18 protein-coding genes are annotated in these 17,006 nt (G+C 58.2%); 17 read left to right on the top strand and 1 reads right to left on the bottom strand.

The features are described from left to right. The first annotated feature begins 329 nt into the window (after positions 1-329). The 17 genes from Q7U39_14790 to glgA all read left to right on the top strand — a co-directional run bounded on the left by Q7U39_14790 (position 330) and on the right by glgA (position 16,327). Entirely contained in the window at positions 330-998 is a 669-nt protein-coding gene (locus Q7U39_14790) for a DUF502 domain-containing protein (protein ID MDO9119225.1), read from the top strand. A gap of 23 nt (positions 999-1,021) precedes the next feature. Further along, entirely contained in the window at positions 1,022-2,548 is a 1,527-nt protein-coding gene (gene glmU, locus Q7U39_14785; protein ID MDO9119224.1) for a bifunctional UDP-N-acetylglucosamine diphosphorylase/glucosamine-1-phosphate N-acetyltransferase GlmU, read from the top strand. Between the two features lie 7 nt (positions 2,549-2,555). After that, the gene (glmS, locus tag Q7U39_14780; GenBank protein MDO9119223.1) at positions 2,556-4,385 is read left to right on the top strand and encodes a glutamine--fructose-6-phosphate transaminase (isomerizing); all 1,830 of its coding nucleotides are present in this window, start codon (positions 2,556-2,558) and stop codon (positions 4,383-4,385) included. Between the two features lie 148 nt (positions 4,386-4,533). Continuing rightward, a complete protein-coding gene (gatC, locus tag Q7U39_14775) occupies positions 4,534-4,821 on the top strand; it encodes an Asp-tRNA(Asn)/Glu-tRNA(Gln) amidotransferase subunit GatC (GenBank protein MDO9119222.1) in 288 nt (95 codons plus the stop codon). Positions 4,822-4,860: 39 nt separating this feature from the next. Continuing rightward, entirely contained in the window at positions 4,861-5,229 is a 369-nt protein-coding gene (locus Q7U39_14770) for an aspartate 1-decarboxylase (GenBank protein ID MDO9119221.1), read from the top strand. Continuing rightward, entirely contained in the window at positions 5,226-6,692 is a 1,467-nt protein-coding gene (gene gatA, locus Q7U39_14765) for an Asp-tRNA(Asn)/Glu-tRNA(Gln) amidotransferase subunit GatA (GenBank protein MDO9119220.1), read from the top strand. Before Q7U39_14770 ends, gatA begins: the two co-directional genes overlap by 4 nt. Positions 6,693-6,725: 33 nt before the next feature. After that, a complete protein-coding gene (locus tag Q7U39_14760) occupies positions 6,726-7,133 on the top strand; it encodes a DUF948 domain-containing protein (GenBank protein MDO9119219.1) in 408 nt (135 codons plus the stop codon). Further along, positions 7,123-7,440 carry a YtxH domain-containing protein gene (locus tag Q7U39_14755; GenBank protein ID MDO9119218.1) on the top strand — a complete coding sequence of 106 codons (318 nt, stop codon included), beginning with the start codon at positions 7,123-7,125 and terminating at the stop codon, positions 7,438-7,440. Before Q7U39_14760 ends, Q7U39_14755 begins: the two co-directional genes overlap by 11 nt. 2 nt (positions 7,441-7,442) lie before the next feature. After that, positions 7,443-8,873: an Asp-tRNA(Asn)/Glu-tRNA(Gln) amidotransferase subunit GatB gene (gene gatB / locus Q7U39_14750; protein MDO9119217.1), complete on the top strand. Its 1,431-nt coding sequence runs from the start codon at positions 7,443-7,445 to the stop codon at positions 8,871-8,873. A gap of 32 nt (positions 8,874-8,905) precedes the next feature. Next, positions 8,906-10,192, top strand: coding sequence for a phosphopyruvate hydratase (gene eno, locus Q7U39_14745; GenBank protein MDO9119216.1), 1,287 nt, complete (start codon positions 8,906-8,908; stop codon positions 10,190-10,192). Between the two features lie 185 nt (positions 10,193-10,377). After that, positions 10,378-10,737: a septum formation initiator family protein gene (locus Q7U39_14740; GenBank protein MDO9119215.1), complete on the top strand. Its 360-nt coding sequence runs from the start codon at positions 10,378-10,380 to the stop codon at positions 10,735-10,737. Continuing rightward, positions 10,734-11,618 (top strand): GTPase Era, encoded by an 885-nt coding sequence (gene era / locus Q7U39_14735; GenBank protein ID MDO9119214.1) that lies wholly within the window; start codon positions 10,734-10,736, stop codon positions 11,616-11,618. Before Q7U39_14740 ends, era begins: the two co-directional genes overlap by 4 nt. Before the next feature lie 10 nt (positions 11,619-11,628). Beyond that, on the top strand, positions 11,629-13,089 hold the full coding sequence (mgtE, locus tag Q7U39_14730) for a magnesium transporter (protein MDO9119213.1): 1,461 nt from the start codon (positions 11,629-11,631) through the stop codon (positions 13,087-13,089). A 55-nt stretch (positions 13,090-13,144) separates the two neighbouring features. Continuing rightward, a complete protein-coding gene (gene recO / locus Q7U39_14725; protein MDO9119212.1) occupies positions 13,145-13,903 on the top strand; it encodes a DNA repair protein RecO in 759 nt (252 codons plus the stop codon). A gap of 34 nt (positions 13,904-13,937) precedes the next feature. Then, entirely contained in the window at positions 13,938-14,291 is a 354-nt protein-coding gene (locus tag Q7U39_14720) for a DUF971 domain-containing protein (protein MDO9119211.1), read from the top strand. A gap of 20 nt (positions 14,292-14,311) precedes the next feature. Beyond that, positions 14,312-14,797 (top strand): hypothetical protein, encoded by a 486-nt coding sequence (locus tag Q7U39_14715; GenBank protein ID MDO9119210.1) that lies wholly within the window; start codon positions 14,312-14,314, stop codon positions 14,795-14,797. Between the two features lie 21 nt (positions 14,798-14,818). Beyond that, positions 14,819-16,327, top strand: coding sequence for a glycogen synthase GlgA (gene glgA / locus Q7U39_14710; protein MDO9119209.1), 1,509 nt, complete (start codon positions 14,819-14,821; stop codon positions 16,325-16,327). A 1-nt stretch (position 16,328) separates the two neighbouring features. Here the strand turns inward: glgA and Q7U39_14705 are convergent, their stop codons facing one another. After that, complete coding sequence (locus Q7U39_14705) at positions 16,329-16,832, bottom strand: hypothetical protein (GenBank protein ID MDO9119208.1); 504 nt, start codon at positions 16,830-16,832, stop codon at positions 16,329-16,331. Between the last annotated feature and the right edge of the window lie 174 nt (positions 16,833-17,006).

Raw genomic sequence — 17,006 nt, 5'->3', positions numbered from 1 at the left:
CTGGTCTTCGCCCGCATCCACGCCTCCAACGTCTGTTTCTGTTCTCCCGTCATCGGCAACGAGTCGGTTGGTTTCCACATACCCCAGACGATACCAGAACCAACCAATATTGGAAAGATATTACTGAGACACTACACTAGTATGGTGTGCGAGTGTCGAGCGTACGAGAGAGCGGAAGTCTCCAAAATGCAGCAGAGTTCCAACTCATCGCCGATCGTCATATTTTTGGTGTAACCCATTGAAAATACCCATAAATGGATTGCGGCACTTGGTGAATCTCTGTATGATGAGCCACCACATTATAGGGCCCCATTCAAGACCTGACTGACATGCTGAAAACCTTGTTGAAACGATACTTTCTGACGGGGTTGCTCGTCATCACCCCGATTTGGGGGACGATCCTTATTTTGAAGGCCCTCTTTGTCACCGTGGATGGCATTTTGGGCGAAGCGGTGGCTCGGTGGGTGCCGGAGTACTATGTGCCGGGTTTGGGGATTGTGGCGCTCATTGTGCTGATCTTCTCCGTCGGGCTGTTTGCCGCGAATTTCATCGGCCGGCAGATTGTGCGGATCTGGGAAGACTGGTTGAATCGCCTGCCACTGGTTCGTGGGATTTATTCGACACTGAAATCGATGATGGATATTCTCTCGTTTTCTGACCGAGGCTCCTATCATCGAGTGGTGCTCATTCAGTTCCCCAAGAACGGCCACTATTGTTTTGCCTTTGTCACAGGGATCACCAAATCCGAGACGGCCTCGTTGGCACAGGAGCCGCTGATCCATGTCTATGTGCCGACGTCGCCGAATCCCACGTCCGGGTATTTTCTGTTGGTTCCGGAACGTGAAGTCATGTCGGTGGATATCTCAGTCGAAGAAGCGATGAAGCTGATCGTCTCAGGCGGGCTCTATACGCCGGCCACCTCGATGGCTTCAGTGTTGAATGCGGATGCGAAATGGAGCGGGGTAAAGCAACCGGACGCGGGGGTGACCATCGGATGATGCCGCATAAGCAGGAGATGGCCATGGATGGGTTGGGTGTCGTGGTGATGGCGGCCGGGCGTGGCACGCGTATGCGGTCGGAGCAGGCCAAGGTCCTGCATCAGATCGTCGGGCGGCCGATGATCCGGTATGCGCTCGATGTTGCCCGTGCGGTTGCCGGGCATTCTGTCGCGGTGGTCGTGGGGCATCAGGCCGCGCAGGTCCGTGCGGTGCTGGAGGCTGCGCTCGCGGGCCAGTCGGGCGGCGCGGCGGTGCACATCGTCGAACAGGTTCAGCAATTGGGGACGGGGCATGCTGTATTGCAAACGCGTTCGGCATTTGCTCCCGGCAAGGCCAATGCGCCTGCGGCGTATCTCATTCTCAACGGCGATACGCCGCTGCTGCAAGAATCGACATTGCGCGCGCTATTGCACACGCATCGGGCAGCCGGTGCGACGGTCACCCTCTTGACGGCGATTCTGGATAATCCTGGCGGCTATGGCCGGGTGGTGCGGCGGACGGCGAAGGGTGCGTCCGGTGCCGTCCATGCGTCCGCCGACGTGGTGAAGATCGTCGAAGATCGCGACGCCTCTCCGGAAGAGCGAACGATCCGCGAAATCAATGTCGGGACTTATGTCGTCGACGGGTCCTTTCTCTTTGCGGCGTTGGACAAGGTCCAGCCGCACAATGCGCAGGGCGAGTACTACCTGACGGACATCGTTGATATGGCGGTCACGCAGGGCCATCGGGTCGCGGCGCTCCCGCTGACGAATCCGGATGAAGGGTTGGGGGTCAATTCGAGGTTGCAGTTGGCGGACGCTGAGCAGGTGATTCGCCAGCAGATCCGGCGGCGCTGGATGGAAGCCGGTGTGACGATGATCGACCCGGCCTCCACCTGGATCGATGCTGAGGTCGTGATTGGCAAAGATACGACCTTGCATCCGAACGTGACCCTGGAAGGGAAGACGGTCATCGGAGAGGGCGGTGAAATCCGCTCCTTCACGCGGCTCACGAATTGTGCGGTCGGGTCCCATGTGACGATTCTGGATCATTGCGTCTGTGCCGACTCGCAGATCGATGAGCAAGCTACGATCGGTCCCTTCGTGCATTTGCGTCCCGGTGTACGGGTGCGCAAGAAGGCGAAGGTCGGCAACTTTGTCGAGATGAAGAAGACGGATTTGGGCGAAGGCGCCAAGGCCAACCATCTGAGCTATCTCGGGGACGCGACGATCGGCAAGGACGTCAATATCGGCGCCGGGACGATTACGTGTAACTATGACGGTGTGCATAAGCATCAGACCATTGTCGGCGATCATGTGTTTTTGGGGAGCGATACGCAGTTGATTGCCCCGGTGACCATCGGGGCAGGGGCGGTTATTGCGGCCGGTACGACGGTGACGCAGGATGTGCCGGCGGATGCGTTGGCGATCGCCCGGGTGGCGCAAGTCAATCGGGTCGGATGGGCTGCCAGACGGCGTGCGTTGTTGGCGAATGAGAAGCAGGCTCCGGTGAAGCCGGCCGGTAAGCGAACGGCGGCCACCAAGGCGTCCAGCAAGAAGAAGCGGAGGTAGACGATCGATGTGTGGCATTGTTGGCTATGTGGGAAATCAAGAAGCGGTTCCAATTCTGATCGGCGGGCTGGCCAAGTTGGAGTATCGCGGGTACGACTCCGCGGGCGTCGCCATCCAGCAGGGGCAGAAAATCAATGTGCGGCGCAGCGTCGGCAAGCTGGTGAATCTTCAAAAATCGCTTCAAGAGAAAGAGCTGAGCGGCATGGTGGGTATCGGTCACACCCGCTGGGCGACGCACGGCAAGCCGTCTGAGCAGAATGCCCATCCGCATCGATCGAAGGGTTGTGTCCTCGTGCACAACGGCATCATCGAGAATTATCAGCCGCTGAAGCAGCAGTTGGAAAAAGAGGGCTACAAGTTTCAGTCGGAGACCGACACGGAAGTGCTGGCCCATTTGATCGATAAGTATCTCCAGCAGGGGCAGGGATTGGCGGATGCCGTTCGGTCGGCGACAAAGGATGTGCGCGGGAGTTATGCCTTGGCGGTGATCTCTGAGAAGGAGCCGGGGACCTTGGTTGCCGCGCGGTCCGGTTGCCCGTTGGTGCTTGGGCGCACCAAGCAGGCGTCGTTTGTCGCGTCCGACGTGATGGCGATGTTGGCGCATACGCGGGATGTGACCTACCTTGAAGAGGGTGACGTCGCAGTAGTGACGCAGCACGAGATGCATTTGACGAATGCGGATGGGCAGCCGGTTTCCAGGAAGGCGACGAAAATCACGTGGGATGCCTCAGCTGTGGAGAAAAGCGGGTATCCGCATTTCATGCTGAAGGAGATTCATGAGCAGCCCCAGACCATTCTCGATACCATGCGTGGGCGGTACTCCTACGAAACCGGAGAAGCCGATCTGCCGGACATCGGACTCACGCCTAAGGAATTCGCCGCGGTGGAACGGATCTGGATCGTGGCCTGCGGGACTTCCTGGCATGCCGGGTTAGTCGGCAAGTACCTCTTCGAGGAAATGGTGCGGACGCCGGTGCAAGTCGATATCGGGAGCGAGTTTCGCTATCGCGATCCGCTGGTCGGGAAGAACGATCTATTCATTACGATTTCCCAATCAGGTGAAACGGCTGATACGCTGGCCGCGGCGAGGGAGGCAAAGGCGAAGGGCGCCCGCGTGGTGTCCGTCGTGAACGTGGTCGGCAGCACGCTGGCACGGGAGTCGGACGGTGTGCTCTATACGCATTGCGGGCCGGAGATCGGTGTGGCCTCAACCAAGGCCTTTACCGCACAGCTCACCGCACTGTACCTGTTGTCGCTCCATCTGGCGCGCGTGCGCAAGGTGATGAATGTGGCCGACGGGAAGGCCTGGTTGGATCGATTGGTTCAATTGCCTGCGCTCGTTGAGCGGGTGCTGGGTCGGGAAGCCGAGATCATGGCGATCGCCAAACGCTATTATAAAAAACGGAACTTTCTGTTTCTGGGGCGTGGAATTAACTACCCGATCGCATTGGAGGGCTCGCTGAAGCTCAAGGAAATTTCGTACATCCATGCCGAAGGGTATCCGGCCGGCGAGATGAAGCATGGCCCCATTGCGTTGCTCGATAAGGACATGCCGGTGGTGGTGCTGGCGCCGCGCGATCGCCTGTATGAAAAGACGGTGAGCAATCTGATGGAAGTGAAGGCGCGGCATGCGCCGGTGATCGCGTTTGTGGCGGAAGGGGAGCGAGAACTTGGGAAGACCGCGGATGCGGTGTTCACGATTCCGGAGACGCACCCGTTGCTCTCGCCTATTCTGTTCACGATTCCCTTGCAGTTGTTGGCGTATCATATTGCCGTGTTGCGCGGGGCGGATGTGGATCAGCCGCGGAACCTGGCAAAAAGCGTGACGGTGGAGTGATCGGATGTTGAAAATGGCTTCCAGCGGCGTTCTCGGTCGTCCGTCTCCCTGCGACGTACCCCAGTGGGTACGCCTCGGTTAACGGACTTCCTGCGGCCTTGCTGGAAGACCATTTTGAACTCCTCAAAGAGTGGGGAAGGATAACAGAGTGGAAATTACCAAACAGGAAGTTGAGAAGGTGGCGAAGCTGGCGCGGCTCCAGGTGACTGAGAGCGAGGTGGCCGTGTTTGCCAAACAGTTGAGCCAGATTCTGACGCATGTTGAGACGCTCAAGAAATACAATACGGACGGGGTTCAGCCGACGGCGACGGTACTGGGCCAGGTGAACGTGTTTCGCGACGATGTGGTGCGGCCGTCGTTGTCGGTCGAGCAAGCGCTTGCCAATGCCCCGGAGCGTGAAGCGGACGGATTCTGCGTGCCGAAGATTATTGATTAAGATCCCCGCCGGGCGGGGATCCAGCCATAAAGGAGTCTCATGTTTCGACAGATGCTGCGATCAAAAATTCACCGTGCGACCGTGACCGGCGCACACCTGGAGTACGAGGGGAGCTTGACGGTCGATGAGGAGCTGCTCGAGGCGGCCGGCATTCTTCCGTATGAGGCCGTCGTCTGTTCGAACCTGAATAACGGCGAACGGTTTATGACCTACGCAATCACCGGAAAGCGGGGCGGCGGAGAAATCATCTTGAACGGGCCGACGGCGCGGAAGGGCGCGACGGGCGATCAGATCATTATCTTCTGTTACGAATACTACAGCGAAGAAGAGATCAAACGGCACGCGCCGAAGATCGTGCGCGTGGATGGAAAGAACCGCATCGTTGAGGCGGCGGCCAAGCACCCATGAGTCTGCATAAACTGACGCTCTGCGAACTGCAGCGGAAATTCACGGCCGGGGAAGTCACCGCCAAGGAGATCGTGCGCGCCTATTTCCTGCGCATCGGGCAGGTTGAGCCCAAGGTCAAGGCGTACGTGACAACCCAAAAAGAGCAGGCGATGGTCGATGCGGCTGCGCTGGACGACTCGCTGAAGGGTTGGCGGAAAACGCAGCCGATGATGGGGATGCCCCTGGCGATCAAGGACAACCTCTGCACCGAAGGCGTCACGACCACCTGCAGCTCGCGGATGCTCCAGAACTTTGTGCCGCCCTATGATGCCACGGTCATCGCGAAGTTGCGGGCGCAGGGCTATGTGCTGTTGGGGAAGACCAACCTCGATGAGTTCGCGATGGGGTCCTCCACGGAAAACTCGGCCTTCGGCCCCAGCCGCAATCCCTGGAATCTGCAATGTGTGCCGGGCGGATCGAGCGGCGGATCGGCGGCCGCGGTGGCGGCGGACGAGTGCGCGGCGGCGCTCGGATCGGATACCGGCGGATCGATCCGGCAGCCGGCGGCGTTTTGCGGCGTGGTCGGCTTGAAGCCGACCTATGGGCGGGTGTCGCGCTACGGGCTGATCGCCTTCGCCTCGTCGCTCGATCAGATCGGGCCCATCACGAAGGATGTGGCGGACGCGGCTTTTCTCTTGGGTGTCATTGCCGGTCACGATCCGATGGACTCAACCTCGGCGGATGTGCCGGTGCCCGACTATACGAAGGCACTGAAGAAAAAAGATCTGAAGAAGCTGAAGGTCGGGATCCCGGCTGAATTTTTTGCAGAGGGTCTTGACCCGGAAGTCGAGCAGGCCGTGCGTGCGGCGATCGAAGAATTGAAAAGTCTCGGTGGAGAGATCAAAGAGATTCAGCTGCCGCGCACCGATGCGGCGGTGGCGGTGTATTATGTCATTGCCACGGCGGAAGCGAGTTCGAATTTGGCCCGCTTCGACGGCGTGAAGTTCGGCCTGCGTTCCAAGGATACGAAAGATCTGCTGGACCTCTATACCAAGACCCGCCAGGAGGGATTTGGTCCGGAGGTGAAGCGCCGGATCATGCTGGGCACCTATGCGCTGAGCTCCGGCTACTACGATGCCTACTACGGGAAAGCGCAGGCGGTACGGACATTGATTCGGCAGGATTTTGACGCGGCCTTCAAAGAGGTCGATCTGATTGTGACGCCCGTGACGCCCACGCCGGCCTTTAAGCTGGGCGAGAAGAGTGAAGATCCCTTGCAGATGTATCTCTCGGATATTTTCACGATCTCCGTTAATCTAGCCGGCTTACCGGCCATCTCATTGCCCTGTGGATTCAGCAAGGCCGGACTCCCGATCGGTTTGCAGCTCATCGGGCGGGCATTTCAAGAGGACACCCTGTTGAGAGCCGCCCATGCGTATGAACAGGCGACGCAATGGCGTGCGAAGAAGCCGGCGGTACGGTAAGACGTCGGAAGTGAGCATGTACGGGAGGGGATTATGACCATTGTAGAAATTGCCGCCATCCTAATCGCGGTCGCCTTTGCGGTGCTGGTGGGCTATCTCGTTCCGGTGTTGATTCAGCTTCGGAAAACCGTGGCGGAGTCTGAGCACCTGTTGGCTAGAATGAATGCGGACATGCCGCCTCTTGTCGCCGACCTGCGCAGCATGAGTCAGAATTTGAACGACCTGGCCGATCAGGCCCGCGGTGGTGTCGAACATGCGGCGGTGTTGCTGCATGCCGTGGGCGAAGTCGGCGAATCAGTGCAGCAGGTCCACAACGTGGTGCGCGGGTCGAGCGGCACGTTGCTGACGAACGTGGCGAGTGTGGTTGCGGGATTTAAGGCGGCGACGCAGGTCGTGCGCGAACGAATGAAACACGAAGGAGAACACCACAATGGCGGATGAACGAGGATCTTCAAGCGGAGTGCTCCTGGCTTTTCTGAGCGGTGCCGCACTGGGTGCAGTGGCAGCTCTTCTGTTGGCGCCGCAGTCGGGACGTGAATCCCGCGAGCAGCTTCGGGGCTATGCACGTCGCGCCGAAGACAATCTGCGGGATTTGGCCGGCCGGGCCGGTGAGTCGTTCGAGGAAGTGGTCGATCAGGGCAAGGAGTTCGTCGACTCGAAAAAGTCGGTGCTGCGGGAGGCCTTCGAGGCCGGTCGTGAAGCGATGAAGCGTGAGCGTGACCGCATGCGTGGAGAGGAACAGGGCTGAGGATGATCTACGAAGTTGTCATCGGGGTCGAGGTGCATGCGCAGTTGCGCACAAAGACCAAAATGTTCTGCGGATGCGGGACGACGTTCGGGCGTTCGCCGAACAGCCAAACCTGCCCGGTCTGTTTGGGCCTGCCCGGCACGTTGCCGGTTATCAATCGCGCTGCCGTGGAAATGGCCGTGCGGGCTGGGTTGGCACTGAATTGCACGATCGGGGCGAACAATCAATTTGACCGGAAGAACTACTTCTACCCCGATCTTCCCAAGGGCTACCAGATCTCGCAGTACGAATCGCCGATTTGCGAGCATGGGTGGATCGAGATCGCCGTCGGCGACAACAAGAAGCGCGTCAAGATCCGGCGGGCCCATCTGGAAGAAGATGCCGGGAAGAATGTGCACGAGACCGGCACCAGCGGCAGCCGGGTCGACTTGAATCGTGCCGGAACACCGCTGCTGGAGATCGTGACGGAGCCGGACATGCGGTCGGCCGACGAAGTCGTCGCCTATCTGAAGGGCTTGCGGGATATTCTGATGTATCTCGACGTGTGCGACGGCAACATGGATGAAGGCAGTTTTCGCTGCGAGCCGAATCTGTCGCTCCGTCCGCTGGGTCAGAAAGAATTCGGCACGAAGGTCGAGCTGAAGAACATCAATTCCTTCAAGTTCGTGAAGGATGCGATCGAATACGAGATCAAGCGGCAGACTAAGGTGTTGAGCGAGGGCGGGAAGATTTATCAGGAGACGCGCCTCTGGAATCTCGATCGCGGTGAGACGGCGGTGATGCGTTCGAAAGAAGAGGCGCACGACTATCGCTATTTCCCCGATCCGGATCTGGTGCCGTTGAAGCTCGATAAGGAATGGATTGAGGGATTCCGCGGCAGCGTGCCGGAGTTGCCGGCCGCTCGCGTAGCTCGATTGGTGCGCGACTATGGGTTGCCCGAGTACGATGCGGGCGTGCTGACCGTGTCCAAAGGCATCGCGGATTACTTCGAAGCCAGTGTAAAGCTGTTCAATCAGCCCAAGACCGTCAGTAACTGGGTGATGGGGGAGCTGACGCGGGAGTTGAACCTCTCGGGGACCGATATCACGGCGTCACCGGTGACGCCTGAACGGTTGGTCGATCTGTTGCAACTGGTCGAGAAGGGGACGATCAGTTTGAAGGTGGCCCGCGAGATTTTCCCCGAGCTCTATAGTAGCGGAAAGCAGCCGGAGCAGATCGTCCAAGAAAAGGGGCTGACCCAAGTCTCCGACGAAGGCGCGCTCGATAAGATCATCGACGAAGTGCTGACGAACAATCCGGCACAGGTGGCGCAGTTCAAGGAAGGGAAGCAGCAGGTGCTGGGTTTCCTGGTCGGGCAGGTGATGAAGGCCAGCGGCGGCAAAGCGAATCCCGGCAAGGTGAATGAGTTGTTGAAGAAGAAGTTCAGCAGTTAGGACGTGCTACTAACCGAGGAGCGTAGAGACGTATGAGCGCGATTAGAGAGATTAAGGGCAGGCAGATTGTCGATTCCCGCGGCAACCCGACGGTGGAAGCGGAAGTGATGCTGGAGAGCGGCGCGATCGGCCGGGCAGCGGTGCCGTCGGGCGCCTCCACCGGCGAGAAGGAAGCGATCGAGCTGCGGGATGGCGACAAGAAGCGTTGGATGGGCAAGGGTGTCTCCAAGGCGGTGGCCAATATCACGAAAGTGATCGCGCCGGAACTGCTCGGTTGCGAGGCGCTCGATCAGGCCAATATCGACCACGCCATGATCGCGTTGGACGGAACAAAGACCAAAGGCAAGTTGGGCGCCAACGCGATTCTCGGCGTCTCGCTGGCGGTGGCGAAGGCGGCGGCGAATGAAACCGGGCAGCCGCTCTATCGGTATCTTGGCGGCACGAACGCGCGGATTTTGCCGGTGCCCTTGATGAATATCATCAACGGCGGCGCGCATGCCGACAACCGTCTGGATCTCCAAGAGTTTATGATCATGCCGGTGGGAGCCAAGACGTTCAGCGATGCGCTGCGCATGGCGACGGAAGTATTTCACACGCTCAAAGCCTTGTTGAAGAAGAAGGGCCTCAATACGGCGGTCGGGGATGAGGGTGGATTTGCGCCGGACTTGCAGTCGAATGAAGAGGCGCTCAGCCTCATCTCGCAAGCGATTGAAGATGCCGGGTACAAGACCGGCCGAGATATTGCGTTGGCGTTGGATTGTGCCGCGAGCGAACTCTATCAAAAGGGCCGCTACATTCTCGAGGCAGAAAAGAACCCGGAGCGGTCTTCCGAGGAGATGGTTTCGTATTACGGCAAGTTGCTGGACCGGTACCCGATCCTTTCGATTGAAGATGGGTTGAGCGAGTTGGATTGGAAGGGCTGGAAGATGCTCACGGAGAAGCTGGGCAAGCGGGTGCAGCTGGTCGGCGATGATATTTTCGTGACCAACGTGGAGATCTTTGCCAAGGGGATCAAGGAAGGCATCGGGAATTCGATCCTGATCAAGTTGAATCAGATCGGGACCTTGACTGAGACGCTGGATGCGATCGAGCTGGCGAAGCGGTCCGGCTATACGGCGATCATTTCGCACCGGTCCGGTGAAACCGAAGATACGACGATCGCGGATGTGGCGGTGGCCATGAACACCGGCTTGATCAAGACCGGTTCGTTGTCACGGACCGACCGGATTGCAAAATACAACCAGCTGTTGCGCATCGAGGAAGAGCTGGGAAGCGCAGCGGTGTATCTTGGCCGGGATGCAGTACCCGGTCGATCCTAACGGCGGCTGAAAACGCCCGCCAGTTTTGTTCTCGGATCGCGCAGAGGCTCAACGTACGGGAAGAGTACGAGTCGCCTCTTTGCTCGCTGCGGCCTCGCTGGACGGACGTTTTGAACCGCCGCGAGAGAGTGTCATTTGATGAGTGATGATTCGGTATTCGTGAGACGAGGGTTGCTGACACAGTTATGATCATTAAGCAGAATCGCGGACGGGTGTGGCTGGATTGGCAGCGCCGCATGGGCACCGTGGCCCAGGTGGCTGGCGCCGGTGCCTGCGTCTGGCTCCTGATCGCCTTTTGCTTCGGCAACATGGGGTTGCCTCGGTATCTGGCGATGCGCGAGCAGGTGGCACAGTTAGACCGGGATCTGCTCGCGTTGCGCCGGGACAACGGCGGGTTGCGCGGAGAAATCGCCCGGTTGCAACATGATCCGGCCAAGATCGAACAATTAGCTCGCGAACGATTGGGATATGTGCGCAAGGGGGAAACGGTGTATCAGTTGTCCCCTGACCCAGTGAAGGATCGATCGCTTCAGGAGGCCCCATGAAATTCGGGACGGTAGCGATCATCGGCCGCTCCAATGTGGGGAAGTCCACATTGCTGAACCGATTGCTCGGAGAGAAAGTCGCGATTGTATCGAATAAGCCGCAGACGACCCGGACTCGTATTCTCGGCGTGGCGCATGTGCCGGGCGCGCAGATTGCGTTTTTGGATACGCCGGGGTTGCATAAGCCGGATCACTTGTTGAACCGGCGGATGGTGCGGACGACGGTGGAAGCGCTGGATGATGCCGATCTGCTCTATGTGCTGATGGAGTCTCTGCATCTGCCCGGGCCCGGCGATCTGGCGGCGATCACCCACGTAAAGACGGCGATGGCGAAGCATGCCCGCCCTGTCATTCTGGTGGTGACGAAGGTTGATGCGGTGAACAAGATCAAGTTGCTGCCGGTGCTGGAGGCCTACGGAAGGCTGTTCCCCTGGACCGAGGTGGTGCCGGTGTCCGCGGAGGACGGGGACAACATCGATCGCCTGCTGGAGGTGACGGTCGCTCATTTGCCCGAGGGCGAAGGGGTGTATAGCGAGGACATGCTCACGGACCAGTCGATGCGCACGCTGGCGGCGGAATTGATTCGCGAGAAAATTCTCGCCGTGACGGAGCAGGAAGTGCCCTATTCCGTCGCGGTCGAAATCGAAGAGTTCGTCGAAGAAAGTAAGATTACGAGGATCCGGGCCACGATTCTCGTCGAACGGGACACGCAGAAAGGGATCGTGATCGGCAAGCATGGCGAACGGTTGAAACTGATCAGTACCCAGGCGCGGCAGGATATGGAGCGCGTGTTCGACATGAAAGTGTTTTTGGAGGTGTGGGTCAAGGTACGGGAAGACTGGCGCGAAGACGAGCGCACGCTCATGGAGCTCGGCTACTAGGGATCCCGCTATGCTGCCTACTGAACAACCAGTCGATCCGCAATCACCCGATGCCCGCCTGCGGGCGTCCGAACGGGACGTGTTGCGGGATGCGCTCCGGGATCAGTCGGATCGCGGGCAGACGAAGTCGGATATCATTTTGCTGTCCGTGCAGCGCCTGTTGCGACGCGGGGCGATCACGAATCTGTCGAAGATGCTCGGCCGGATGCATCCGGCCGATGCCGCCAGAGTCATCACTCACCTGAGTTCTCCCAAAGAAAAGCGCGAAGTTTTTGAGCTCGTTCGCGGCGAAGCCAAGCGCGGACAGGTCTTGAGCGAGCTGGACGGCGATAGTATTCAGCAAGTCTTGGCCGACCTGCTGCACTCCGATATCGCCTGGCTTTTGAAAGATCTGGGGCCCGACGACGTCGCCTATATTCTGGGATTCCTCCCTGAAGAGCGGGGCAAAGACATTCTGGCCCTGATGAAGACGGAGGACTCGACGGAAGTCGCCGATATTCTCAAGTATCCCAAGGATACGGCCGGCGGCATCATGACCACGGAGTTCTTTTCGCTGCCGGAAGATGCGACGGCGCAGGAGGCCATTCGACGGCTGCAGCAGGCCACCGATGCCGAAATGGTGTTTTATATTTATGTGACCGACAAGGATGAACACCTCGTCGGAGTCCTCTCGCTACGCCAGCTCTTGACGGTTCCCCCGGCTACGCCGCTGAAAAATATCATGATGCGCGATGTTATGAGCGTGGCGGTCGATATGGACCAGGAAGAGGTGGCGCGCCAGGTGGCCAGTTACAACCTGCTGGCGATTCCTGTTGTCGAGAAGGACGGAAAGCTTGCGGGCATCATCACGGTCGATGACGTGGTGGACGTCATCCGTGAAGAGGCCACGGAAGATATGTTGAAAATGGCCGGCGCGATCGAGGAGGACTCGGTCTCGAAGTCGTCCAGTTTCGGCGCGGCAAAGTTGCGGCTGCCCTGGCTGTTCACCAATTTAGTCGGCAGTCTCTTGTCCGGTGCGATTCTCTGGTACTTCAGAATGACATTGCAAGAGGTGGTGGCGATCGTCAGCTTTATCCCGGTCATTGCGGCGATGGGCGGCAACGTGGGATTGCAGTCGTCGACATTAATTATTCGCGGACTGGCCACAGGGGTGGTCGAATTGTCGGACGTGCGCACGGTCTTTTTTCGCGAGGTCAAGGTTGGGCTCTTGATGGGCCTGGCTTGCGGCGTGATGTTGACCTTGGTCGGATGGGCCTGGCATCAGGCCTTTTTGGGCATGGTGGTCGGGGCGTCGCTGGTGATCGCCTTCCTGGTCTCGACGAGCATGGCGACGATCATGCCGGTCGTGCTGAAGCGCATGGGTGTTGATCCTGCCGTGGCGGCCGGTCCCTTCGTGACGACGGCCAACGATATTACAGGCATCACGATCTATCTCTCATTGGCCACGCTGTTTTTAGACCATCTGAGGTGATCAGCCTCGCCGCGGGGGGAGCCGGAGTATTGCGTGTGCGAAAAGGGCTTGGGCGATGCCTCTCGTAAAAACCTCTGCGATTATCCTCAAAAGCCGTCGGTGGGGTGAAGCCGACCGGATTGTGACTTTCTATTCGAAGGAGTTCGGGAAAATCCGTGGCGTGGCGCGCGGTGCCCGGCGATTCAAGAGCCACTTCGGAGCCACGCTTGAGCCCTTTACCCGCTGTCATCTGGATTTGTTCGAGAAACCGGGCGATTCGCTCTATCGGATTTCTCATGTCGATCTGATCGAATCCTTTCAGCCGCTTCGGGAAGAATTGGTGTTGATGGCCTGTGCGGCCCGGATGGTCAATGTGGTGGGGGCGGTCACGCCGGACGGCGATCCGGATGCCAGACTCTTCGAGACCTTAGGTCAGGGGTTGGGGTCTCTCAAGGGGAGTCGAGATCCGGTCTTGGTGGCGTTGCTGTTTCAGATTCGTTTGCTGGGGCTGACGGGGTTTCGTCCGCAAACCGATTACTGTGCGACCTGTGGGAAGTCCGGTGTGACGGGGGAGCCGCAGTTCTCGCCGTTGGCCGGCGGATTTGTCTGTCTCTCCTGTGCGACGCGGCAGATGGTCCGGTGTATCGTGATGTCACGCGGGAGCCTGTCGTTTCTGCAACAAGCTATTCGACTGACTCCCGAGCTGGTCACGCGGCTGACGGCGACCGGCCAGGTGCGGGCTGAGGTGGAGCGGGCGATTGAAGGCTATGTGACGGTCGTGGCTGGTCGGCGGTTGCCGCCGGTCGATTTCTTGGCGTCGATGTCTTCGGTCTGAGTCGATGGAGCATGAGGGGATAAGGGGAGAGACTATGGCCGCGGCATTGGTTCCCATCGACATGCAATGGTTGGAGAAGGGTGTGTTGGGCATCGAGTGGAGCGATGGCCACAAGGGAATCTATCCCGTTCGTGCGCTGAGGCTGCAATGTCCTTGTGCGGCCTGCGTCGATGAGTGGACGGGTGTGCGCCGATTGAAGCCTGATGATGTGCCGATGTTTATTATGGCGCAGGACATTCAGCCGGTCGGGCGGTATGCGCTTCAATTTTCCTGGAGCGATGGGCATGATAGTGGAATTTATTCTTACGGGCTTCTGCGGCAGCTGTGCCAATGCGATGTGTGTGTGCCGGTGAAGCCAACCGAGCAGAAGAGTCGGCGGCTTCTATGACGGGTGGGAAGGGGGCGAATATGATGGAACAGCCTGGGCAAGGTGACGGGAGTGCTCGATGGGTTCTGCAGGTTTTAGGGAGCGTCCTGTGTCTGTTTGTAATGGCGGGTTGCCAGAGTATGCCGCCATTGGGAGAGCAGGAACGCCTGGTGCAGAACAAGCAACTCACAATCCAGTTGATTTCCCCCAAAGCGTTCGTGAATGTCTGGGGCAAGCCGGTCTATCACCATAGTGAGTTCACACAGTTTTTTGTCATGCCGGATAAGTCGATGATTCCGCGTTCGCGGGTGCCCATTGGTGAGGCTCCGGAGGGATGGGAGGCAAGTTTTGAGGCCGGGGAAGGGGTGTTTCTAGGCTATCCCGAGCAAGGCTGGATGTTAGTATTTTTGGATGATCGGTTGGTGTATCGGGAAGAGTTAAAGGCCGACAAAGTACATGCGCTTGGAAAGACGTGGCAGTTTGAAGACCGATTTAAGACGAGCCTGGAAGGTGCGCCGCTCCGCTAGGATCAGCTGGCGTTTTACATCATGGCGAGATCTCACCACATCGATTCACTGAACATTGTGATGGCCGCATCAGAGGCGGTTCCCTACGTCAAGACCGGCGGGCTGGCCGATGTCGCCGGTGCGCTTCCAGTGGAGCTTGCCAAGCTGGGGCATACGGTGACCTTGATTGTGCCCCGCTATCGCAGTTTTCAGACGGGTGGAAGGTCGCTGCGGGAGATTGGGACGATTCGTGTCAGGACTGCCAAGGGGTTTATCGATGCGATGCTTGAAGAAGATGTGATTCCTGTCGGGGTGGCGGAACGATCGGTTCGAGTGGTGGCGGTTCGATATGATCCCTATTTTGACCGGGCTGGGTTGTATCAAGGGCCAGACGGGGATTTCAGTGACAATCTCGCTCGGTTCGCCTTTTTCAGCCGCGCGATCGTTGAAGTGTTGGCATATCTCCGGAGCAGTTGCGGTGAGCCGATCTCTGTCTTGCATTTGCACGATTGGCAGACGGCCCTTGCGGCTGTTTATCTGAAAACCACGGAGCGTGATCGGGCACTCGTCGGCGATGTCAGGACGCTGTTGACGCTTCACAATGTGGGGTATCAAGGTGTCTTCCCCGGTTCCCAATTTTCTGAGACGGGCCTGCCAGCAGATCTGTTTACTCCTGCCGGGTTGGAGTTTTATGGATCAGTGAACCTGCTTAAGGGAGGTATTCTCTTTGCGGACAAGGTGTCGACCGTGAGCCCGACTTACGCAAAAGAAATCATGGGCTCAGATGGCGGGTTTGGTTTGGAGGGTGTGTTGGCTGGTCGTCGGGATGGTGTGGTCGGGATTATCAATGGCATTGATGTTGGTTCCTGGGATCCTGAGACGGATAGCCACCTCGCGGCTAACTATTCACGGACGGACCTATCAGGCAAAGCAGTTTGCAAGAAGGCGCTTCAGCACGAACTGGGCTTGCCGAATCGTGATGTTCCGCTCATTGGAGTCATCGGACGGTTGACGTCACAGAAGGGGTTTGATCTGCTGGCGGAGATTATTCCGGAGTTGATGGCGGTGGGCGTTCAGGTGGCGATTTTGGGTACGGGGGATCGGATTCTTGAAGATCGATTTCAATCGGAAAGGGAGCGGTATCCACAGCAAATCGGTGTGTCTCTGAAATTCGATGAGGGGCGGGCGCATCGAATTGAAGCCGGTGCGGATATGCTGGTCATGCCGTCGCGGTATGAGCCCTGCGGACTGACTCAGCTCTATAGCCTGCGGTACGGCACGATTCCAATTGTGCGAAAGACGGGGGGGTTGGCAGACACGGTTATTCCATACCGGCCCTCTACGGCACTGGCCGGAGATGCGACGGGATTCCAGTTTGAAGGAGTTTCAGCGGACTCTCTGCTGGCGACAATCCTGCTGGCCTTGAAGGTCTATGCAGACCGGGAGGCGTGGACGTCAATTCAGCAGGCTGGCATGGGGGTGGATTGTTCCTGGGAATGTTCGGCTAAGCGATATGTAGAAGAGTATGGGAAATTACGAGGGGAGAGATAGCCTAGGGAGTTTTAAGCGAAATCTGAACTCCATTTTCCATCTCAGCCAATAGCTTGTGGGCCTGTGCGAGGTAGTAGGTTGGTTCCTGATTCTCCTTGTGGAGCGTGATCACGCTAGTGAGTGCCTCTCTAGCCAAGTCAACTCTTCCAGAGCTGAACGCGACTTGTCCAGCATGGAGGGAGCACGAAGCTGCCATGGCGTGAACGTCCACGGCAAGGCGGCTTGCCGGCGTGGCGACGAAACGTTCCAGTTGTTGCGGCATCGGGAGCACAAATCCGTCATGTCCCTGGCCAGCCAAGGCGGCCATCGTGAGTTTCCCCATAGCCTGCTGGGTTTCGCCCAGATCTGAGGTGGACTTACAGTGCGTATACGTTCCCCAAAGGTTCATGAATCCAGGGTTGTCGAGGCCTACTGTTTTGAGAGGCGCACCGGTCTGGCACCCTGAAATGAGCAGGGCCAAGCCGAGCACGCTGCCGATAGATTGCTTGGAGAAGGTCTGCTTCAAGTCTAGGCTCCTCAGGTGAAAGATTCACCGCATCACTTACTGAGGGTACTGTGCAATCAATAGACCTGAATTACTTAATCGCAAGTTGCTGAATTTATTGAAGTAAATTTCAGTGATCACGAGTGGGATGTTGTGAAGATCGCTCAGTGTGGTGTCTTTGCAACAGAGGTGTAA

The organism is Nitrospira sp. (assembly GCA_030653545.1).
In the GTDB taxonomy this organism is placed as follows: Bacteria; Nitrospirota; Nitrospiria; order Nitrospirales; family Nitrospiraceae; genus Nitrospira_D.
The sequence above is the reverse complement of the archived record's forward strand: the minus strand, read 5'-3'. Positions and strand labels throughout refer to the sequence as shown.